18 protein-coding genes, 2 tRNA genes and 2 pseudogenes are annotated in these 20,789 nt (G+C 34.4%); 11 read left to right on the forward strand and 11 right to left on the reverse strand.

Annotated features, from left to right (window positions below; all coding sequences use genetic code 11):
* Positions 1-99 precede the first annotated feature (99 nt).
* The 5 genes from OOK82_RS05910 to OOK82_RS05930 form a co-directional block, all read right to left on the reverse strand.
* Positions 100-735 (reverse strand): DnaA ATPase domain-containing protein, encoded by a 636-nt coding sequence (locus OOK82_RS05910; RefSeq protein WP_064085999.1) that lies wholly within the window; start codon positions 733-735, stop codon positions 100-102.
* Between the two features lie 18 nt (positions 736-753).
* Complete coding sequence (locus tag OOK82_RS05915; protein ID WP_012481963.1) at positions 754-915, reverse strand: hypothetical protein; 162 nt, start codon at positions 913-915, stop codon at positions 754-756.
* Entirely contained in the window at positions 912-2,459 is a 1,548-nt protein-coding gene (gene ltrA / locus OOK82_RS05920; protein WP_264330863.1) for a group II intron reverse transcriptase/maturase, read from the reverse strand. Before ltrA ends, OOK82_RS05915 begins: the two co-directional genes overlap by 4 nt.
* A gap of 681 nt (positions 2,460-3,140) precedes the next feature.
* A complete protein-coding gene (locus OOK82_RS05925) occupies positions 3,141-4,214 on the reverse strand; it encodes an AI-2E family transporter (RefSeq protein WP_319803561.1) in 1,074 nt (357 codons plus the stop codon).
* Positions 4,215-4,263: 49 nt separating this feature from the next.
* Entirely contained in the window at positions 4,264-5,151 is an 888-nt protein-coding gene (locus OOK82_RS05930; protein WP_236607922.1) for an alpha/beta hydrolase family protein, read from the reverse strand.
* Between the two features lie 102 nt (positions 5,152-5,253).
* On the opposite strand from OOK82_RS05930, the gene ispD reads away from it, so the two are divergent.
* Entirely contained in the window at positions 5,254-6,459 is a 1,206-nt protein-coding gene (gene ispD / locus OOK82_RS05935) for a 2-C-methyl-D-erythritol 4-phosphate cytidylyltransferase (RefSeq protein ID WP_264704570.1), read from the forward strand.
* Between the two features lie 84 nt (positions 6,460-6,543).
* On the opposite strand, the gene OOK82_RS05940 is transcribed toward ispD, so the two are convergent.
* From OOK82_RS05940 to OOK82_RS05950, 3 genes are all read right to left on the reverse strand, one after another.
* Positions 6,544-7,410, reverse strand: coding sequence for a ParB/RepB/Spo0J family partition protein (locus tag OOK82_RS05940; protein WP_264686749.1), 867 nt, complete (start codon positions 7,408-7,410; stop codon positions 6,544-6,546).
* Positions 7,407-8,249, reverse strand: a complete 843-nt coding sequence (locus OOK82_RS05945; protein WP_010404000.1) for a ParA family protein — start codon at positions 8,247-8,249, stop codon at positions 7,407-7,409. The genes OOK82_RS05940 and OOK82_RS05945 overlap by 4 nt, the downstream gene beginning before the upstream one ends.
* A gap of 86 nt (positions 8,250-8,335) precedes the next feature.
* Positions 8,336-10,816: a response regulator gene (locus tag OOK82_RS05950; RefSeq protein ID WP_264686748.1), complete on the reverse strand. Its 2,481-nt coding sequence runs from the start codon at positions 10,814-10,816 to the stop codon at positions 8,336-8,338.
* A 159-nt stretch (positions 10,817-10,975) separates the two neighbouring features.
* Here OOK82_RS05950 and hemF point away from each other — a divergent pair, with 159 nt between their 5' ends.
* From hemF to sucD, 8 genes are all read left to right on the forward strand, one after another.
* Entirely contained in the window at positions 10,976-11,800 is an 825-nt protein-coding gene (gene hemF / locus OOK82_RS05955) for an oxygen-dependent coproporphyrinogen oxidase (RefSeq protein WP_264686747.1), read from the forward strand.
* An 82-nt stretch (positions 11,801-11,882) separates the two neighbouring features.
* A complete protein-coding gene (locus tag OOK82_RS05960) occupies positions 11,883-13,022 on the forward strand; it encodes a hypothetical protein (RefSeq protein ID WP_264704571.1) in 1,140 nt (379 codons plus the stop codon).
* 68 nt (positions 13,023-13,090) lie between these two features.
* Positions 13,091-13,162: transfer RNA gene (locus tag OOK82_RS05965), tRNA-Glu, on the forward strand.
* Positions 13,163-13,194: 32 nt separating this feature from the next.
* Positions 13,195-13,890 (forward strand): 16S rRNA (uracil(1498)-N(3))-methyltransferase, encoded by a 696-nt coding sequence (locus OOK82_RS05970; RefSeq protein WP_015588133.1) that lies wholly within the window; start codon positions 13,195-13,197, stop codon positions 13,888-13,890.
* A gap of 122 nt (positions 13,891-14,012) precedes the next feature.
* A tRNA-Pro gene (locus tag OOK82_RS05975) sits at positions 14,013-14,086 on the forward strand.
* A gap of 198 nt (positions 14,087-14,284) precedes the next feature.
* Positions 14,285-14,485 carry a 30S ribosomal protein S21 gene (rpsU, locus tag OOK82_RS05980; RefSeq protein ID WP_007302350.1) on the forward strand — a complete coding sequence of 67 codons (201 nt, stop codon included), beginning with the start codon at positions 14,285-14,287 and terminating at the stop codon, positions 14,483-14,485.
* 30 nt (positions 14,486-14,515) lie between these two features.
* Positions 14,516-15,676: an ADP-forming succinate--CoA ligase subunit beta gene (gene sucC / locus OOK82_RS05985; RefSeq protein ID WP_264686746.1), complete on the forward strand. Its 1,161-nt coding sequence runs from the start codon at positions 14,516-14,518 to the stop codon at positions 15,674-15,676.
* A 3-nt stretch (positions 15,677-15,679) separates the two neighbouring features.
* Positions 15,680-16,561: a succinate--CoA ligase subunit alpha gene (gene sucD, locus OOK82_RS05990; RefSeq protein WP_064085491.1), complete on the forward strand. Its 882-nt coding sequence runs from the start codon at positions 15,680-15,682 to the stop codon at positions 16,559-16,561.
* Between the two features lie 6 nt (positions 16,562-16,567).
* On the opposite strand, the gene dapF is transcribed toward sucD, so the two are convergent.
* Complete coding sequence (gene dapF / locus OOK82_RS05995) at positions 16,568-17,362, reverse strand: diaminopimelate epimerase (RefSeq protein ID WP_010403976.1); 795 nt, start codon at positions 17,360-17,362, stop codon at positions 16,568-16,570.
* Between the two features lie 105 nt (positions 17,363-17,467).
* Here dapF and OOK82_RS06000 point away from each other — a divergent pair, with 105 nt between their 5' ends.
* On the forward strand, positions 17,468-18,142 hold the full coding sequence (locus OOK82_RS06000) for a glycoside hydrolase family 5 protein (RefSeq protein WP_264704572.1): 675 nt from the start codon (positions 17,468-17,470) through the stop codon (positions 18,140-18,142).
* A 170-nt stretch (positions 18,143-18,312) separates the two neighbouring features.
* Positions 18,313-19,193, forward strand: a pseudogene (locus OOK82_RS06005) (IS110 family RNA-guided transposase); the annotation flags it as partial.
* Positions 19,194-19,221: 28 nt separating this feature from the next.
* Here OOK82_RS06005 and OOK82_RS06010 read toward each other — a convergent pair.
* Positions 19,222-20,049: pseudogene (locus OOK82_RS06010) on the reverse strand (IS630 family transposase).
* A gap of 116 nt (positions 20,050-20,165) precedes the next feature.
* Positions 20,166-20,756: a nitroreductase family protein gene (locus OOK82_RS06015; RefSeq protein ID WP_010403959.1), complete on the reverse strand. Its 591-nt coding sequence runs from the start codon at positions 20,754-20,756 to the stop codon at positions 20,166-20,168.
* Positions 20,757-20,789 lie beyond the last annotated feature (33 nt).

Consider the following 20,789-nt stretch of genomic DNA (forward strand, 5'->3'; position numbering starts at 1 on the left):
TTATAATTTTAACATAAAGAGATAGTGATTTCAACTTCATTATTGTATGGGTATTAATAAATCTTTAATATATATAACAAATGTCTTGAGCAGAAGGAATCACTTGGGACTTTTTTTTAATAAAGTGTTAATAAAAGGAATGGTTACATTTGATCCTATGGATTCACTATCTATTTTTTCTATAATTTTATTAATGCTGTGGAAAGAACGTTCTATTCTTGCTAGAATATAATTAATCACTTTTAAATCAATTTTTAACTGTTTATCTGAAAATCGTTTTATTAGCATAATTCTTAATAATTCCTCGCTTGCAGGCAAAATTTTTACGCTGGTAGTTGACAATATTCGGGAGCTTAAATCTCTTAGTTTGAAGTTAAGCTTTTTTGGTGAAATTGAAGAAGTGATTAGCAGTCTCTTATCATTTTCTTTCATATAATTATAACAATGTAACAACATTTCCTCATCTTTAATGTTTTGTACATCCTCTAAAATAAACGCATCGCTATACCTCATTTCGCTTACAAAATTATTCACATTGATAAAAATTGCATTGTTTATTGATTGCCAAATATGAGCAAGGTGAGTTTTTCCAGAGCTGTTAGGTCCAAAAAGAATCAGGCATTTCCAAGATAAATCGTTAACTATTGAGTTATATACGTGCTTATTTTCGTCTAAGGTGATATAGTTTTGCCAGCAATAATCAACTTGATTATTGCTAAATAAATTTAGTTGCACGTAAAGCCTCTTACATTACTACTTTTTGATAATAATTTTTGCATAAAAATTTACTTGGTCAGGTAAGGAAGCAGTATTACTACTACCCCCTCCCTTAGAAACGCAGCATGCAGGTTTCCCAACACTACGCTTGAGCCCCTTATCTAAGTTCTTCTTTTCTAGAACCGGCTTGTCCTTCATGATTCCTCAGGAAACATCATTCTTAATGGTGACACCAACAGTAGAGAACCTTCTCTTGAGAAAGAGCTTGCTAACATTCTTGTTCGTTTCACTCTCTCATCAAAATACTTTTTCCATTTTAAGTCAAGGGGATTTGCATCCGCTCTGATTTTAACATGTCGTCTGATAGGTATATCAATCAGCTTAAGCAGTCTTAAATACCGTATCTCTTTTGGTTTGTTCTTGCATAGGGGTGCAGCAAAAACCCATTGGCGTTGACCCATTACTTTGAAGTAACGATTCTTTATCCAACGTAATCCTTTACGAGGATGTCTTTTCTTTGCCCATTTCCATAAACTATGCCAAATTTCATTGTCGATCTTTCTAAACGCTTTTTTAGCACACACATGGTGATAGTAATTTCCCCATCCTCTCAGTAGAGAGTTGAGTGACTTAATTACTATAGCCTGAGTGTTCGCTATATTTGCTTTTATCAATGTACGTGCTTTATTCAGAAGTCTTTTAATACTTTCTTTCGAAGGTTTAATAATTAACTTCTTATTATATCTACGTACATTACAACCAAGAAAGTCAAACCCTGTTGTGATAGATGTAATCTTTGTCTTCTCTTCTGACAGAATTAAACCTCGCTCATGAAGAAAAGATGATACTAAAGGCTTAACTTCCTTTTCCAGTACTTCATGTGTGAAACCTGAAATAATAAAGTCGTCTGCGTATCTGATTACATTCACTCCACTTCTGATTTTGTTTCTTTTTCTACTGCCGAGTTTACCAAATCGACTTTCCAATAACTTTTCAAGTCCGTTTAAGGCTAAATTGGCTAGTATTGGAGAAATTATACCACCTTGCGGGGTACCTGCAGTTGTGGGATACAGAGTTTTTGATTCTAGGAAGCCAGCTTTTAACCAACTATGCAGAATTTTTTTCTCCATAGGAATATGCTTCATAAGCCATTCATGATTAATGTTGTCAAAGCATCCTTTGATATCACCTTCAAGTATCCATTGTAGTTGATTACGACTTGCCAGTAACAAATGACAAGCTACTGTAGCATCTGCACAGGATCTTTTAGGTCTAAAGCCATAGGAGTGACGATCACTGATCGTTTCAGCTATCGGTTCCAGAGCAAACAGATATAATGCTTGCATGGCTCTATCTTTTATCGTTGGTATTCCAAGAGGTCTTCTTTTGCCATTAGATTTACTGATATAAATCCGTTTTAGCGGAGAAGGTTTATATCCTCTTTGCTTTAACTGCTTTATTCCTTGAAATTTAGCATTGCAAGTTGACCATAGTTGACGATCTACACCCGCTGTGTTTTTTCCTTGGTTTTCAGTTACTCTCTTAACAGCCAAAGCTTTTCCGCTAAAAGAGCGTGTGAGAAGATGTTGTAAAGTTTTTACCTTACCCCATCTTCCTTCTTGGACAGCCTTAACAATACGTCTTTGTAGCCTCACAATAACTTTCTGGCATTTCTTCCATGGCAACTGCTTCCATGCTTCAAAGCTTTTGGTAGATGCACTTACAGGTTTACTTGTAATCATCTGCTTTCCTCCCTTAAGTGGTTAACAAAGTTTCTTGTCACGAGGGACCAAACGGAAGTCTGCTCGTTTTCACGCGAATTAATGTTACAAATTCTATCCATTTCGTTACAAAATGGCATTCGCTTTCTCCATTCTCCTTTACCTGCACTTCCATCAGCATTCCTTGCGGTTTGCTTGCCATGTAGGCGAAAATACAGGCTTACCCTGTTTCTCCAGTCATACAATAGTGGGTTAGGTGGCTTCTCTATACCGGTGGAGTTATTATTTGCGTACATCTAGAAATGAAAAATGTAACTTATCCACATTACCTTTTGGTCAGAGCTTATCAGCATCTTTAGCTCTTTCATCGTATCGGTACTTATAAAGCTTCACTTACGTTCACCATACCACTAGCCTAGCCCTCCAACCACATGATGCTTGCAGTTTATGCCCCTCTCACGATTGAGCATCTTCTTTTTCAAGAGGAGGTTCATTGTCCGCATCGCTTGGCACCAACCGGTTGCCCGATTCGCACTGATGCGTAGACTCAGACGGCAAAACATCTGGTTTAATAAGTTTTAGAATCCTTTCAGTTTCTTTCTGAATGAATTCCTCTCCTTTTAAACAATATGACCGAAGACTTTCAGGTCGCACCATCTCTCAAATGTATCAGAGGTCCTTTTTCTTTTTATCGTGAACTAATTAGCCATTTTTATAAAGCTCACTTTCAAAATATTTATTGATTGCATATTCTACTAATACACTGAACATTCCTATTATTGGAATAAAAAATAATATACCTATAAACCCAAAATATGAGGTGCATATGACAACTCCTAAAATAATGATAGTTGGATGTATATGAACTTTTTTTCCTATTAATAAAGGCACTAATATGCTTGAGTCTATTAATTGACCAACACTAAATAATAGCAAGACAGCAGTACTTTCAAACCATCCACTAAATTGAGTAATGGCGCTCAAAAATCCGATAATAGTGTATAATAATGGCCCTATATAGGGTATAAATGTTAATGTTCCTGATAAAATTCCAATAGCTACAGAATGCTTCAGCCCAATTATGCTAAGGCCCACGGAGTAAAAGATCATCATGACTATACATACGTTTAACTGTCCCTTTAGGTAATTAGATATAATGAAATCTACTTTGGAAAAATAACCTGCAGCTTTTTCTCTGTAAAGAATGGGAATTAGTTTATTAGCCTTTTCTACAATTGCAGGCCAATCACGTAATACATAAAAAAATACCACAAGCGTAATAGCTATTAATGATACCATGTAAATCAAATTAAAGCTTGAATTTAGCACTTGAATTATAAGATTACTGCCCATGCTAAGAGCATTTATAAAATAAGATATATAATCACTGTAATTTTCTACTAGATTTTTAGACAAGTGATCAAATAAACTATCTTCAGTTTTTATATTAAGAAATTCTAGCACAGAAGGAATCACTTTAAGCTTTAATGAAGGTATCTTATTCACTAAGAAATTTAATATTAAAGTAATTTGAAAATATATAATAGGTAAAACAAATGTGATAACTAATATAAAAGCTATCAATAAGGTAAGTATTATAAAAACTACAGAACATGAACGTGGTATTCTATATTTTTCAAACTTGGTTACTAGCGGGTTAAATAGATGTGCAACAAAAACAGATATTAGACACGGAACAATCATAGGACGCATCAAAAATAATGCCCCTATTATGAAAAGCAGTACACAACAAATAGTTATATGACGTTTTTGCATGTGTTTAGAATAGTTAATTTACCGAAAAATATACAGTTTTTTGTAAGTACTATCTATTCATTATTTTATTAGGCATGAGATCAGCCAAATTTTCACTCAATTGCCAACTAGATAAAACTCCGTTATGCGGGTTATCTGTAAAGCCTCTCAGATTAACGATCTTAATCGAATTTCTATTTAACAATAGATCATCTACTGCCTTTGCCAATTGTACAGGATATGGTATTAAGGTGTCTCTTTCATGATTAATGACTACTATTGGTATATTATCATTTTGTAGCTTTTGTATATTGCTTACTATATCAAAATCTAAATTTAGGACCTTAAGCATCTTTTTCAATAAGCATGAGGGCAGTACACTTAAAATTTTTGCTTGAGGAATTGGAAAATGCTTTATTGCATTATGAAAAGAGCTGAAAGTGCTAGTAAAAATAACGCCTCCAAGTTTAATATTTTTGTCTGTAAAATATTTTAATACTTCTGATGCAACTGCTCCTCCAAAGGAATGGCCGAAAAGTATGATGTTTTCAGGTTTTACACCCTTGTCCATTAATTCATTGATTTTTTTTATCGAAGACTGAGATAAGCTTTTATTCTTATTTATAAATGGAATCATGAGTATTGATATAGACAAAAAAGTGCAAATCAAAGCTGCTAATATTGCTGAATTCGCTGTCCTAGACGTCATTGGGTTGGTAAATAATATCAGAGCGGGTGATAATATGGATATTCCTAAAAATAAGAAACTAGCTATTGCGTAAGTTATATAGTTTTGAAATGCAATTGGGTATTTATGTGCATGAGTGTAGAAATTAGACCTATGGAGATATGTAGATCTATCTTGTATATACCTGGACGCATTTTTATAATTATCACCTATTCCATGAAAAAATATAAGATGTATCTCATTTTCTTTATTATACTTAGCAACGTGCATTATTTCCCTCTAACATATATTACACCTAGTAAAAGAATATTCTTTTTTGAGAATTGGATCAAACTTTTTTAAAATGCTAGATAACTTGTATTAACAACGAAAATGATAAGCATGTACACTAACAGACTTGAGGAATACAAGATAGCAGCATTAATAGTTGCAGCAGGAGTAGGCAGTAGATGCAATGCCAAAATCCCTAAACAGTATATAAAACTGGCAGGTAAGTCTGTTTTATTTCACACAATTAGAAAATTCTTAGCTAATCAGTACATAAGTTACATAAGAGTGGTAGTAAATGAAAATCAAAAAGATTTCTATAAAGAAGTTACGTCATCAACTATAGATACTAAATTGCTGAGTCCAGTATGTGGAGAAAAAAGCAGGCAGAGTTCAGTTAAACTTGGACTGGAGAGTTTGCAAAAGATCAATCCAGATTTTGTTATTATACATGATGCTTGTAGGCCTTTTGTATCAAATATTCTAATAAATAACTTGATTGAATCTATGATTAATGGTCAATATACAGGAGTAGTTCCAGCAATAGAAGTCGAGGATACTATATCGTTGGTGAGTAATAATTTCGTTGAATCTACGATTTCAAGAGAAAAACTTAGAGCCATACAAACCCCTCAAATTTTTAATTTCAGAGAATTATTATCGTGCCATCAGTCAGTCAAAGAATTTACTGATGATTCATCACTAATGGTGGAGCATAAAAAACATGTTGCGATTATTGAAGGTGAGAAAAAGAATTTTAAGTTAACTACAAAAGAGGATATCAATATGGCAAAACTTCTCTTTGGAGAGCCAAAATTCCGTGTCGGAACCGGTTATGATATACATAAATTTGTTAAAATTCAAAATGATGCTAAGAGCTTTATAAAAATTTGCGGTGTGGAAATTGAGCATAATATGGCAATAGAGGCACATTCCGATGGTGATGTTGCAATACATGCAATCGTTGATGCAATACTCGGAGCACTAGGATGTGGCGATATAGGAGAACATTTTCCTCCTAATTCCTCTAAATGGAAGGATTGCAATTCATCTCATTTTCTTGACTTTGCTGCTAAAAAAGCACAGGAAAAAGGATATAGCGTGTCTAATTTAGATATTACTATAGTTTGTGAAGAGCCTAAAATATCGCCTTACAAAGCAGGAATGAAGGAATTCATATCAAAAATATTAGAAATTAATGGTGAATTCGTAAATATCAAAGCAACCACAGCGGAAAAATTAGGTTCTATTGGAAGAAATGAGGGAATAGCAACGTATGCTTCTGTGCTATTGCGTGCAAATTTTTATTGAAGGTAGAAACGAAATAACTTACTTGACAAACTCCACCATTTCACTTCCATTGCAAGGAAAGTGGGAAGGTTTGTCAAGAAATTTCTATGAGCTACTTTCGACATTAATAGCTGATTCAAGTCTTCTATTCAAAATTTTCAATATAAAATCCAATTCATTTGAGTTGTTATAACGTATCATGACTTTACCCTTAGAATTACTGTCATTAATTTTGATCTTTAAACCAAGCTGAGAAGATATAGCTCCTTCTAATGCTGCCATATCTTGATTTTTAGTACAATTATGCTCTTTTCGGTCGTTATTTTGTTGTAAGTCTTTTATCAATTTTTCAGTTTGTCTAACGCTCAGGCCCTGAGAAACTATTCTTTCTGCAATACTTTCCGCATTTTCAACATTAATCAATGCTCTTGCATGACCCATAGACAATTTTTTCTCGTTGATCATTGTTTTTACTCCATTAGGGAGTGACAGCATTCGTATCATATTGGTTATGTGACTGCGGCTTTTACCTAAAGTTAAGGCGAATTCTTCGTGTGTATAGGAGAATTCATCTATTAGTTTTCTGTACGCCTCACCTTCTTCTATTGGATTAATATCTTGCCTCTGTATGTTTTCAATTATCGATACTTCTAAGCATTCCTTGTCATTTAAATCTTTTATGATGACTGGCACACTATCAAGATTTGCAATTTTACTTGCCCGCCAACGACGTTCCCCTGCTACTATTTCATAACCTTCATTATTTGGATCTTTGCGCACCACAACAGGTTGTATTATACCATTTTTCTCTATCGAACCTGCAAGTTCTTTTAATGACTCCTCATCAAAATATTTTCTCGGCTGAAATTTGCTCGGGTGTAGTAATGAAATAGGTAACCGATCTTCTTTATTACCATAATTATCGCCTATGAGGCCAGCAAGACCTCTACCTAAGCGCCTATTGTCCTTCACGCTGCACCCTCACTTATCAGCTTTTTCTCTTTACAGATGCTCATGTGTTTCTTTAAAATTTCTTTTGCCAAACTTATATATGCTTGTGCACCAGGACACTTAAGATCATATACAATAGCAGGTTTTCCATGAGAAGGCGCTTCTGATAACCGTACATTACGTGGAATAATGGTCACATACAAGGGGATAATAGTTTTATATACTTTATCATTTAAATATTGGCAAATATCATTTTTAATCTGCTCACTAAGTTTGTTGCGTCTGTCATACATTGTGAGCAATATTCCTTCTATTAACAGGAAAGGGTTTAGGTTATTTCTTTTTATCAGCTCTACAGTCTTAACTAAATGGCTCAATCCTTCCAGAGCGAAAAATTCACACTGAAGAGGAACAATAATCGAGTCAGCAGCGGTCAGAGCATTGATAGTAAGCAGACCAAGTGATGGAGGACAATCGATAATTATGTACTCATAATTATTACGTACTTTCTCTAGCGTATCTTTTAGTACGAATTTTCCCTGCTCAAGTTGTGATAGCTCAATTTCTGCAGCTGATAAGTCAACCACTGATGAAATCAGCGATAGATTTGGAATTTCCTTTATATTGAAAATTGCCGATTCCACCAATTCACTTTCGCTACTCAGCAGTATTTTATATATATTTTTTTCTTCCCTGCTACGATAAGAAATCCCAAGTCCTGTACTAGCATTTCCTTGAGGGTCAAGATCTACCAGTAAAGTACTTTTTCCCACAGCAGCAAAGGCTGTTGATAAATTTATACTAGTTGTAGTTTTACCAACTCCACCCTTTTGATTTACTATTGCAATGATCTTGCTCACGCCTTTTATCTTATGTATAAAATAACTCTATTGTATATATGCAAGAAATTTTTGCATTAGAAAAATTTTTTTGTTGCCAATCATGCTCAAAGTAAACTGCCTTTTTTTGTCTTGTGTAACACACTTTGAACCTTATTTCCTAACTCATTCAGAGTAAATGGTTTGGGTAAAAAATGGAAGTCTTCTATATTGATTTCATCGCTCTTTAAAAAAGCATCCTCTGTATACCCAGAAATAAAAATAACTTTGATGTTTGGCCTATGTATCAATGTTTCTTTAACTATTTCTGGACCACTCACCTCTGGCATGATTACATCAGTGATTATTAGATCTATGTGTTGATTTTTTTTTCTAATGATCTCTAGTGCCTCGCTGCCTATACTCGCTTCTATTACATTAAATCCTTTTCTTGTAAGAGCCTTAGCAGTAAATTCCCTTACTGAATCTTCATCTTCAATTAATAAAATTATACCATTACCTTTAATCTCTACCGGTTTCTCTATTTCTTTACTATCTTCCTCTTTATCATTTTCATCCGATATGTAAACTATGGGCAAAAATATGCTAAATTTAGTTCCATGATTCACTTTGCTAGCAACATAGATGTATCCTTCGGTTTGTTTAATAATGCCATATACAGTAGAGAGGCCAAGACCTGTACCAGAAGTAATATCTTTGGTAGAAAAAAATGGATCAAATGCCTTTTCAATTATATCACTCGTCATTCCACATCCAGTATCAATCACTTCAATCACAACATAATTCCCATGTTCAATCGTTTCCTTATCTGGAGAAAACATATCCTGAGGTGTAGAATTTAATGAATCAACCTTTTGATTAAAGGTTCGTATAGTTAACTCTCCCCCCTTTTCCATAGCAGCACCAGCATTAACTGCTAAGTTAAGCATAACTTGCTCTAATTGTCCTTGGTCAGCCCTAACAGCACCCAAATCGCTACCATAATAAATATTAAATTTTATATTTTCACCTATTAATCTTTTGATCATTTCATAAAGATTAGCTATCGTACCATTTACATTAATAATCTTTGGCTGCAAAGTCTGTCTTCTTGAAAAAGCAAGCAGTTGTCTTACTAAATTTGACCCACGTTTTGCATTTTGCTGTATCTGTATTATATCTCCAAAAGATGGATCGCTAGCTGAGTGCTGGAGTAAAAGCAAATCACAAAATCCTATTATTCCGGTTAATATATTATTGAAATCATGTGCAATACCACCTGCTAATTGCCCTATAGCTTGCACCTTTTGATAATGCTCAAGTTTTATCTCTAGTTTTTTACGTTCAGTATTATCAATAAAATAACAAAGTATGAACATCACTTTATTATGAAGAAACTTATTAAAATATATTTTCATGTTATTACCGCAATTGAGCTGCACATCAAAGGACGCATTATTTATCCTATTACTTGAAAAATATTCACGCACTTTCATATGATAACCATCTGATATCAATGCAAAGATAGAACCATTATTTGACCCCGCAAGTTTTACTAATGCTATATTTTTCTTTATAAAATTGCCATTTATGTCGCATTGTGCAATAGCAATTGACGAATTTGTAAAACAAGGGTGTAGTTGATAATCAACAATATTTGATTCAGTTGGTGTTATAAAGCCGTGTATATAGCTATGATTGTATTTATCACAAAATATAGCAGTACTCATATAAGCCTTAAATGGAGCACCGCTTATAGTAAAAAACATAATTTCATTTTTGGTTATTGTATCGTCATACTTAGATTGAGATATAAAATCATTGATTGAGCTACCTTTTTCCAATTTTTTTAGTTCAAACATGTCTAAAAATCTTTTATTTACAGATAAGATACCTCCTTTTGTATTTGCAACGTAAGTTGCTATATTGTGTTTCTCTATCAACTCTTCATATACCTGCTCTTTGTTTACCTGTGTTGCCTTCAGTACAAAATACCCATTCGGTCTTGCTATTGGGGCTAATGATAAATTTAAAGTCTTATTACTATTTATAGCAATTTGTGGATTATCCGGTATTGGTTCAGAGAGCAAAAGAAAGTTAGATATTCTACTCTTCTTGCTTAATGAAATGCATACTTTTACAGAAGTGTTATTTCTTAACGCATGATAGAGTGATTTTCTGTCTTTTTCTGACACATCTCCTGCTTCAAGAATTTTATCTAGCGTAACATCATCGTTTATGTGATCTTTAAACCTTTCGTAGAACCTCGCATCAGCATAAATAATACCCTCATCTTTATGTAAAATGAGACAAAACTCTGTATTATGATTCAGCGCATTTGCAAATATTGCATTTTGAAACTCTATGATATTAAGTAGATACTTGTAACGTTTTATATTATATGCCACAAAGAGAGTCATTAGAATGCTAATTAATAAATTAATCTCTATATTAACATGCTGACTATATACATTAGAAAAATAGAGTACTGATATTGCTATTGGAGGTAAGAACATAATGACTGCCATCACAATAATTGACATCCCATAATTTCTTAGTATGAAGTCAACTCTGTTCTCTTTTTTGTTATCTATGTATCTTTTACTCATTATTATTGCTTGGCATCCTTGCACATATAAAAATATTCTACTATATTGATTGAATTATTATAGATTTATTAACATCCTTGATGGGTAGTTACTATCCCAATCTAATTAATTCCTGTAAATATAGAGTACAATAATATTAATAAGCCAACAGAAGGCATTATGGAAAAACAAAAGACACAAGCATTTGAATGGTTCTGCGCACTGAGAAACAAGATCACCGAATCTTTCTTATCAATTGAGTTACAGTCATTCACAGAACCAAAAATCGAAAAAAGAAATTGGAACCGACCAGGTGGAGGAAGTGGTGAATCTACAATTATCTTTGGTAATATTTTTGAAAAAGTTGGAGTAAACGTTTCAAGAGTATACGGAAAGCTCGCAGACTCAGACATTAATGAAATTCCTGGTGCAAGTGAAAGCAATGGAGAGTTTTGGGCAAGCGGTATATCTTTAGTGTCTCACATGCAATCTCCCCTTATCCCTGCAGCACATATGAACACAAGGCTGATATATACCTCAAAACAATGGTTTGGTGGAGGAATGGACTTTACTCCAATTTATAAAGATGAGGGAGATTGCAAGTATATTCACGAATCAATTAAAGCAACTTGCGATGAGTTCAACATCGAATATTATCCGAAATTTAAAAAGCAATGTGATGATTACTTTTTTTTACAACATAGAAAAGAGCCACGTGGTATTGGTGGAATTTTTTATGACAATCTAACTTCTGGCAACTGGAAAAATGATTTTGAGTTCACAAAAGCAGTAGGTGAAGCCTTTTTAGAAATTTACTTACACATCATACACAAACATATGCAAAAATCTTGGACAAAAGAACAACGAGAAGAACAATTGATAAAACGTGGCAGATATGTGGAGTTCAATCTTCTTTATGATCGTGGTACAAGGTTTGGTTTAATGACTAATGGTAACCCCGATGCAATTATGATGTCGATGCCGCCTCTTGTCAAGTGGGTGTGAAAAGCGGTTATTAATATAAAATAAATCGTTATAGTTTAAAATTGTACCACAATGGTGAGCTTTTATATAGAGGGGTACAATCATGGGTATAGTAGATAGTTTTTTAATTAAATCCGCTAGAAATAGCAATATAAGAGGCGTGAGGCTAGCTTTAAGTCTTCATAATATAGTAAACAGCTTTGAAAAACTCTTTTCTAGAATTAATCCTTTTAGGAACAAGGGGTCATTTGACTTGAATAATGATCAAACTTTAAATCGAGCTTTAGAGTATGCAGTAACAAATCTTGATCGTAATGTAATGACGTTACTTATTAGTGCTGGAGCAAATATTAATGAAATAAATAATAGTATAGGAAATGTAATCCTTCAATACAAAATAGCATCAGAAGCTATGCAGTACGGAGATAAGGACAGTCTCAAAGATCGTAAAGAAAAATGTTGTTTAGTGCTTGGTGAGCTAATAAAAAAAGAAAGAAAAGAAATATTGGAGATTTTGAAACAAACGGAAAGTTGTGACAAGCTTAAAGAGGAAGTAGAGCTAAAATTTAAGGCCAACTCACCTAAAAAACCTCCTAGAATTTTTGAGCATGATGATATTTTACTTTTAAAAGAGCCCATTTATGATGAGGTATATGACGCTAAGGTTAGTAACTCATTAGAAGAGTTGAGCGTATCGGAAGAATCCATTTATGCTGAAGTATATGATTTGCATAAAAGATCTACTGAAAATTTATCATTGAAAGATAGTGGTTATTCTAGTATATCAGGAGAACCTATTTATGAAGATGTAGATGATTTCTCAGAGCAAAAAAAGCCCACTAGCTTAAATCATAAAGAGCAACCAGAGCCTATTTATGCTAAAGTAGATTTATCGAAAAAGAGATCAGAAAGACAAGCAAAACATATAAAAGATAATTCTGGGACTTATCATGGATTAGTGCAGGATAAAGTGAATAATTTGCAAGTAAAACTAAATGAGCAAAGTGCTAATAAGCCAGCGAGTCAGCAAATCAAGACCAAGGCTGGCTTTAACGTAAAAGAAATAAGGCAAAATTTTGAGCGTAGAGATTCTGGATACGATTCTGGCTATGATTCAGATACAAAAGTTGAACAAAAATTAGATTTAGGATCTAAAGCTCCTAAATCTGAGATAGGTTCAGTAAGCATTGAACATGGGGTAATAGGAGGCTGTCGATATAAAATCACTGATATATCACTCTAACTGTGTGATTCAAAATAATTGAATTGACTTTATATGTATAATCGATATAACTCAGTTAGATTCAAGTCGACTCTTTCGTCTAGTGGTTAGGACACCACCCTTTCACGGTGGTAACACGGGTTCAAATCCCGTAAGAGTCACTCAAACAGAATGCAAATAACTAAAGTTTTGAATGAAAAAAATTAGGCTTTATGTTGAAGAAGCTTTATCACAAAATGTAAGTTTGGCTCTTCATCCACGACAAAGTCACTATATTTACAATGTAATGCGGCTTAAGAAGCATGATAACATCTATCTTTTTAATGGAAAGGATGGAGAATGGTTAGGAGAAGTAGTGAATATATCAAGTAAATCGACAAAAATTATAATAAAAGAACGCACTAAACAACAACAACATGAAAAAAATCTATATTTGTATTGTGCTCTGGTAAAAAGCGGCGCCTTAAGCAACATAGTAAGACAAGCAACTGAAATGGGAGTAACCTGCATTCAATTTATTTCAACAGAACGTACAGTAGTAAAAAACATTAACCTAAGTAGAGCGAAATTACAGGCAATTGAAGCTGCGGAACAATCCGGTAGGACAAGTATACCACAGATTTTTCTTCCTATTAATTTTTGTGAATTATCCGATTCCCAGAATAAAAATTTTGTTTTGTGTGATGAAACAGGTGAAGGACAACCTCCTAATAAAGTTCTAAAAGGCAAGAAAAACGTTGCTATTATTGTTGGCCCCGAAGGTGGTTTTTCATCTTACGAACTTGATTCTGCCAATAAATTTTGTCAGAAACTGAGTCTAGGAAAAAGAATTTTGAGAGTTGATACTGCTGTAGTTGCTGCATTAACCTTCACCAATTGGTATAGCTAGATTTTTTAATATGGCTAGTGCAACTTGACACTCTATATAAAGAAATCTGCATTATATTTTTCCTAAAAGAAATAAATGAAACTTGCATTTTTCCGAACTATCGATACTCTTAGTAAAGAAGTCGGGGCGTAGCGCAGCCTGGTAGCGCATTTGGTTTGGGACCAAAGGGTCGGGAGTTCAAATCTCTCCGCCCCGAGATTAGAAAAATTACAAGAGCACTGTAACCTAAGAGCAATTTTTATCAGCAAGTAAATGATTGACAGCAGAATGAAGCTTTTTTCATATAAATCACTGCATATCATATTCTATCGCTCAAGTTTATAAAATAATTGACAATGTTAATTTTCTAATTTATAAATGGATTTTGAAGTGATTACCGAAGGAGGTATAGAGTTTGATTGAAGTATCAGTCCATTATGGTGATGTAGATAGAGCTCTTCCAGTGTTGAGAAAAATAATTCAAAAGGAAGGAAGAGGGCTCAAAATGAAAAAAAAATATCACGAAAAGAAATCAGAGAAAACAGCTAAAAAAAAAGCTGAAGCAAGGAAAAAGAGGTATCAGCAAGAATGCAGAAGACAGCGTTATGGTTGGTAGTTTTTACTAAGGTTAATAATTAGTTATCTTATGAATATTCATGAATATCAAGCAAAGGAAATTTTACACAAGTTTAATGTCCCGGTACCAAAGGGTTTTGTTGCTACATCTGCAGAAGGAGTAGAAACTCAAATAAATCAACTAAAATCTGACGTGTTTGTGGTTAAAGCTCAGATTCATGCAGGTGGTAGGGGTAAGGCTGGTGGCGTAAAGCTAGCAAAGTCAACTAAAGAAGCTCAACAACTTGTAAAGGACATGCTTGGCATAACTTTAGTTACTCATCAAACAGGGCCTAGTGGACAGCAGGTAAGAAGAGTATACATTGAGGAAGGTTCAAGCATTAAAAAAGAGTACTATTTGAGTCTAGTAGTTGATCCAAAGCTCAGTAGGTTAGTATTTATATTTTCCTCAGAAGGTGGAATGGATATTGAAGAAGTGGCAAAAAATTCTCCTACAAAAATTGTGAAATTTGATATTGACCCTGCTACTGGTTTTACAAATCTTGGTAACAGTAAACTTGCCAATAATTTTAATTTGAATTCAGAACAAATAGAAAGAATAACAAATATTGCAAAAAATATATATGATGCGTTTATTACAACTGATGCAAGCCAAATAGAAATTAACCCACTAGTTGAAACAAATTCCGGGGATTTTGTTGCACTTGATGCTAAAATTAATTTTGATGACAACGCTTTATATCGTCATCCAGAAATCGTGCAGCTTCGTGATTATGATGAAGAAGTTAAAGAAGAGATAGAAGCTTCAAAACATGGACTTAGTTACATCAAAATGGATGGCAATATTGGTTGCATGGTGAACGGTGCAGGTCTTGCTATGGCAACAATGGATATAATAAAGTACTATGGAGCAGAGCCTGCTAACTTTCTAGATGTTGGTGGTGGAGCAAGTAAGGAAACTGTCACTGAAGCATTTAAAATTATATTATCTGATAGTAATGTACAAGGAATTTTGGTTAATATATTTGGCGGTATAATGCGTTGTGATATCATTGCAAATGGAATAGTTGAAGCTGCAAAAGAAATAGATATTAAGGTCCCTTTAGTGGTTAGATTATCAGGCACTAACTTTAAAGAAGGAAAAAGAATTTTAGAAGAGTCAGGGCTAAATATTATTGCTGCAGACGAACTTGACGAGGCTGCACAGAAAATAGTACAAGAGGTGAAGTAGAGTATGTCTGTTTTAGTAAATAAAGATACAAGATTAATATGCCAGGGCTTTACTGGTGCACAAGGTACATTTCATTCAGAACAAGCAATTAGCTATGGAACCAAAATGGTTGGCGGTGTAACTCCTAGCAAGGGTGGAAGCACTCACCTTAATTTACCAGTTTTTAATACCGTAGCAGAAGCTAAAGAAAAAACTGATGTGAATGCTACTGTGATATATGTACCTGCTAAATTTGCAGCTGATGCAATACTTGAGGCAATAGATGCAGAGATAGAATTAATAGTTTGCATCACAGAGGGCATTCCTATACTTGACATGGTAAAGGTAAAGCACGCTCTCGCTGGTTCAAACAGTCGATTGATTGGCCCAAACTGTCCAGGGGTTATTACACCCGAAGAATGCAAAATAGGAATTATGCCAGGACATATTCACAGACGTGGACATATAGGAATTATGTCTCGTTCTGGAACTTTAACTTATGAAGCGGTAGCACAAACAACCGCTGTTGGTCTTGGTCAGTCAACATGTATAGGAATTGGAGGGGATCCTGTTCATGGTATGACGTTTGTTGACTGTATGGAGCTCTTTTTAAAAGATGACGATACTCATGGTATTGTAGTTATTGGTGAAATAGGTGGAAACGAAGAAGAGGATGTATCACATTTTGTGAAAACAGAAAAAACTAAAAAGCCAATCGTTGGTTTTGTAGCAGGTCAAACAGCACCTCCAGGAAGACGTATGGGGCACGCTGGGGCTATTATCTCCTCTAGTGGCGGAAGTGCTGGTGCAAAGTTAGAGGTTATGCGCAGTGCTGGGATTGCGATTGCAGAAACCCCTGCTGTGATTGGTAAAAAGGTGTTAGAAGTAATGAGTGTCAGTGCCTAGCCTAGGTCATAAAAACCCTATATCCCCAGTCATCAGTATATTTTTTGACCACTCAATCAGTAACTGACCTCCTGGTAAATGCACTGAAGTTTGTTTAGTAGCCAAACACTTACGAAGTATAGATGCAACAAATGCTGCACAAGCCGCACTACCACATGAAGCAGTAATACCTGTTCCTCTTTCCCAAACTCTTAAGTTTATTTCTCCAGATTTTTCTATTTGTGCAATACTAACATTTGTTTTCTGAGGAAATAATTCGTGATTTTCTAGCTTTGGTCCTAAATTCTGCAATGGTATTTCGCTTATGTTATCAACAAAAAAAACTATATGAGGGTTACCAATATTTACTGCAACTGGCTCTTTCAGCATTTCAAGCTCTATAGGTAGATAAAGGGGATCGCATTCACAAGAAAGAGGAATTTCATTCCATTTAAGCAGTGGTTTACCCATATTGACCTTTATTGATTTATCACCTACTTTAAAACATTCTAAGATACGATTATTTATCAGCTCAATAGTGATATATTCAGTACCTTTTTCTAACATTATCAAATATCCAACACAGCGTGCTGCGTTTCCACACATTTCAGCTCGACTACCGTCAGCATTGTAGATATGCATAAAGCAGTTTGCAGCATTAGACATTGTTATAATTATCACTTGATCACAACTGCCTTGATCAGCAATTTGTCTATAATTCCAGTCTAAATTATTTGCTGAACGTGAGTCTATGATAACAAAACTATTGCCAGTACCATGCATCTTTACAAACGGGATCTTGTCTGTTAGGTTACTTACCATTATAGCAAAATTATATAAGTGAAAATTTTTCTTCTAATTACAGCTGTTTTGTATTCTATAGTTTTCTGTAATGTGAGTGCTAAGTCAATACCGGAGAACAGCAAAATGCTCTTTTGGCAAACTGGAGTTAGAAAGGGAGCAAATGTTTTCAATAGAAAAGTTGATAGTGACTTAATCAAAGCAGCAAAGGAATACAAAATTGGTTTTATTCGTCTTGCTCCTGACAAATTTGAAACTACGCAACGTGACTTCCTCTTAGGCAATGCAGACAATTATCCGGGCCTGATTTCCAAAGACCTGAAAGTTCTGAAAGATGTTTTAGATGCTTTTCATCAACAAAAAATACCAGTAGTGTTAACGATGCTTAGCTTACCTGGATCTAGATGGAAGCAAAATAATAACGATAAAGATGATTTACGTTTATGGTCAGATCAAGCTTTTCAAAAACAAGCAGCAAAATTTTGGCAAGATCTTGCAAGAGAACTTAAGGACCATCCTGCCATTGTTGTATATAATATCTTAAATGAACCACATCCAGAAAGGCTTTATAATACTAACAATTCTGCCATTCATAATGTAGAACAAAGTCGAATTCAGAAAGATTTATTTAGGTTTTATAGCAGCATGGTATATAGCATCCGCCGAATTGACCTAAAAACCCCTATCATACTGGACAGCGCCGGACAGATAAAACCTGTCAAACCAAAAAGAAACTTCCTAGCTGAGTGTATGGCAAATTTTATGTATAATTTTGTAGAGAAGAGCTTTTTGCAGTTATAGCCGAACTGTGCAATGGTGCCTTAAGTGTCCGTAGGACAGCGTGGCTTTGGAGGAACGGTCGAACCACTGATTGAGCCTTTTGGGCTACCTCGATTAGAAGAATGTATAACTCAACCGTCCCAAGCTTAAGCACTTCTCAATTATGGATTATTATATAATGGAGATTAAAAATGGCAAAGTTCAAAAGTAAATTAGAGATCTAATGCAGCAGGAATCGATGTTGGCTCGGCTGTACATTATGTATGTGTACCCGAAGGAAGCGATGAACAACGTATACAAAAATTTAGCTGCTTTACGGAAGATCTCTACAACATAGCAAAATGGTTGAAAAAATGTAAAGTTAATACAGTAGCCATGGAGTCAACAGGAGTGTACTGGATTCCTTTGTTTCAAGTACTTGAATCACACGGATTTGAAGTAAAACTGGTAAACGCAAAACATGTTAAAAATGTACCTGGGAGAAAATCAGATGTGCAAATGGATTCAACAACTACACAGTTACGGGTTACTCCAAGGGTCATTTAGGCCAGATGATCAAATGTGTGTATTGCGTAGTTATGTTCGGCAACGTAAAAATTTAATTGAAAATGCTTCTACACATACTTTGCGTATGCAAAAAGCGCTAACACAAATGAATATTCAACTACATAAAGTTATAAGCGATACAACTGGTGTAACTGGAATGCAAATTATTAAAGCAATAATAGATGGTGAGAATAATCCTGAAAAATTGGCTGAACTAAGAGATGGACGAATAAAAAGTGATAAATCTGTTATTGCAAAAGCATTAGCAGGAAACTATAGAAAAGAACACCTATTTACATTAAAGCAAGAATTTGAGCTATATAATATTTATCAGGAAAAAGTAGCAGAATGTGACAGGAGCATTTAAGAATATTATAAAACATTTGAGATAAAGTCTGATGAGAGTAAAAAGTTAGGTGAAGAGAAAAATAAGCACAGAAAAAGTAAACCAAACTTTGCTTTGCATGAAGAATTATATCGAGTAACTGGTATAGATTTTACCAAAATTCCTGGATTGGATATACTATAGCTCTTTTCATAATAGTCCGAAAAGCTTATAGAAAAGCGGAATCAACAGCATGACGAAAAGATGTGAATAGAGGGATGTTTTTCCTAGCTCTGTTTTTTATAGCAAACCAATAATGCTCAATTTTGTTAAAATCGGGAGAATAAGGCGGTAGATATAAAATTTCTGCGCCAACTCCTTTAGCAAATCTTATTAGACTTATGAAAAGTAGCATTATCAAGGATAACAGTTTGTCCAGGTTTCAAAATCGGTGTCAGAAACTGCTCAAACCATTTATTAAAGATATCCATATTACAGTGGCCTTCAAATGTTAACGGAACAACTATTTTTCTGCCGTTTAAGGCTGCAATCATACTGATTCGTTGAATTTTTTTACCAGATTTTAGAGCATAAAACCTCTGTCCCTTCTGGCAATATCCATAACTCGGTGTTATCAATGCCAGACTCATCTATATAAACTAAGTTTTGAGGTTCTTTTGTTGCTATAATTTTCAAAAATTCAGCGCGTTTTTCTTCGTTTCTTTCTTTGTATCCATATGTCTTTTTTTGCGTGTGAGTCCAATTTTTTTAAGAGCTCGATGGATCGTTGGGATACTAACATTGCTCCAAAGCTTAGCCATTTCCGATACCACCATATTTTTTAGCAAATTCAGTAAATTTATTCCAGTCAGTAATTTTGTGATTATAACCTCCATTTCCAAGTTTTTTTGACTGAAAATCTCCTGTTTCTTTTCTTCTTTGCTGCCACTCCCATAACGTAGTTCTTCCAATTTTAAATCTTGCTGCCACCGTTTCCCTGCTTTCTCCTTCTTCTAGTGCTTCCATTGCTTTTTTTATAACTATATGCTGCTGGCATCCTTACCTTCACTACTATAAAACCTTATTTTACCTCGTTTGGACTATTATGAAAAGAGCTATACTTACCAGATAATCCTATTTTTAAGGTATTGAGAGAGGGGTGGTCAAAGTAAGTTAACTAGTTTTTGGCCACTCATCATAAAAAAATATTTCTTCTATTGGTCTTCTTTTCTTCTTACTTGTTTCAGCGCCATCTTCTTCGTAACCAACCGCTATCACTGACATTACATTAAAATCATCGGATATGTTGAATTTTTCTACTATTTTATCTCTATCAAATCCACCCATTTGATGAGCCATTAAGTTCATAGCTGCAGCCTGTAGCATAAGTGCATAATTTGCTGCACCAGTATCGTGATTAGCCCAAAAATTTTCACCTTTATCAGATTTACGGAAATTCTTAGCGCTTAGAGATATAATTAGTATTTGTGCATCTTTTGCCCACTTTTGATTAGATTCATCAAGGCAATTTAGCAGCTTTTCCCATGCGCTTTGATTGTTCTGTTTGTTGCATATTACGTATCTCCAGGGTTCATCACCAAAACATGAGGGAGTCAGCCTTACAGCTTCCATTAAAATATCCATGTCTTCCTGAGATATTGCTCTTGTAGGATCGTATGAACGTCCGCTGTGTCTTGCTTTCATCAACGATAATAGATCTTGTTTACTCATCATTTTTAATTTAATAGTGCATAAATAATTCATTGTAGCACAATATGAGCAAAATTTAAATTGCAA

Source organism: Wolbachia endosymbiont (group B) of Apotomis betuletana (assembly GCF_947250475.1).
GTDB lineage: Bacteria > Pseudomonadota > Alphaproteobacteria > Rickettsiales > Anaplasmataceae > Wolbachia.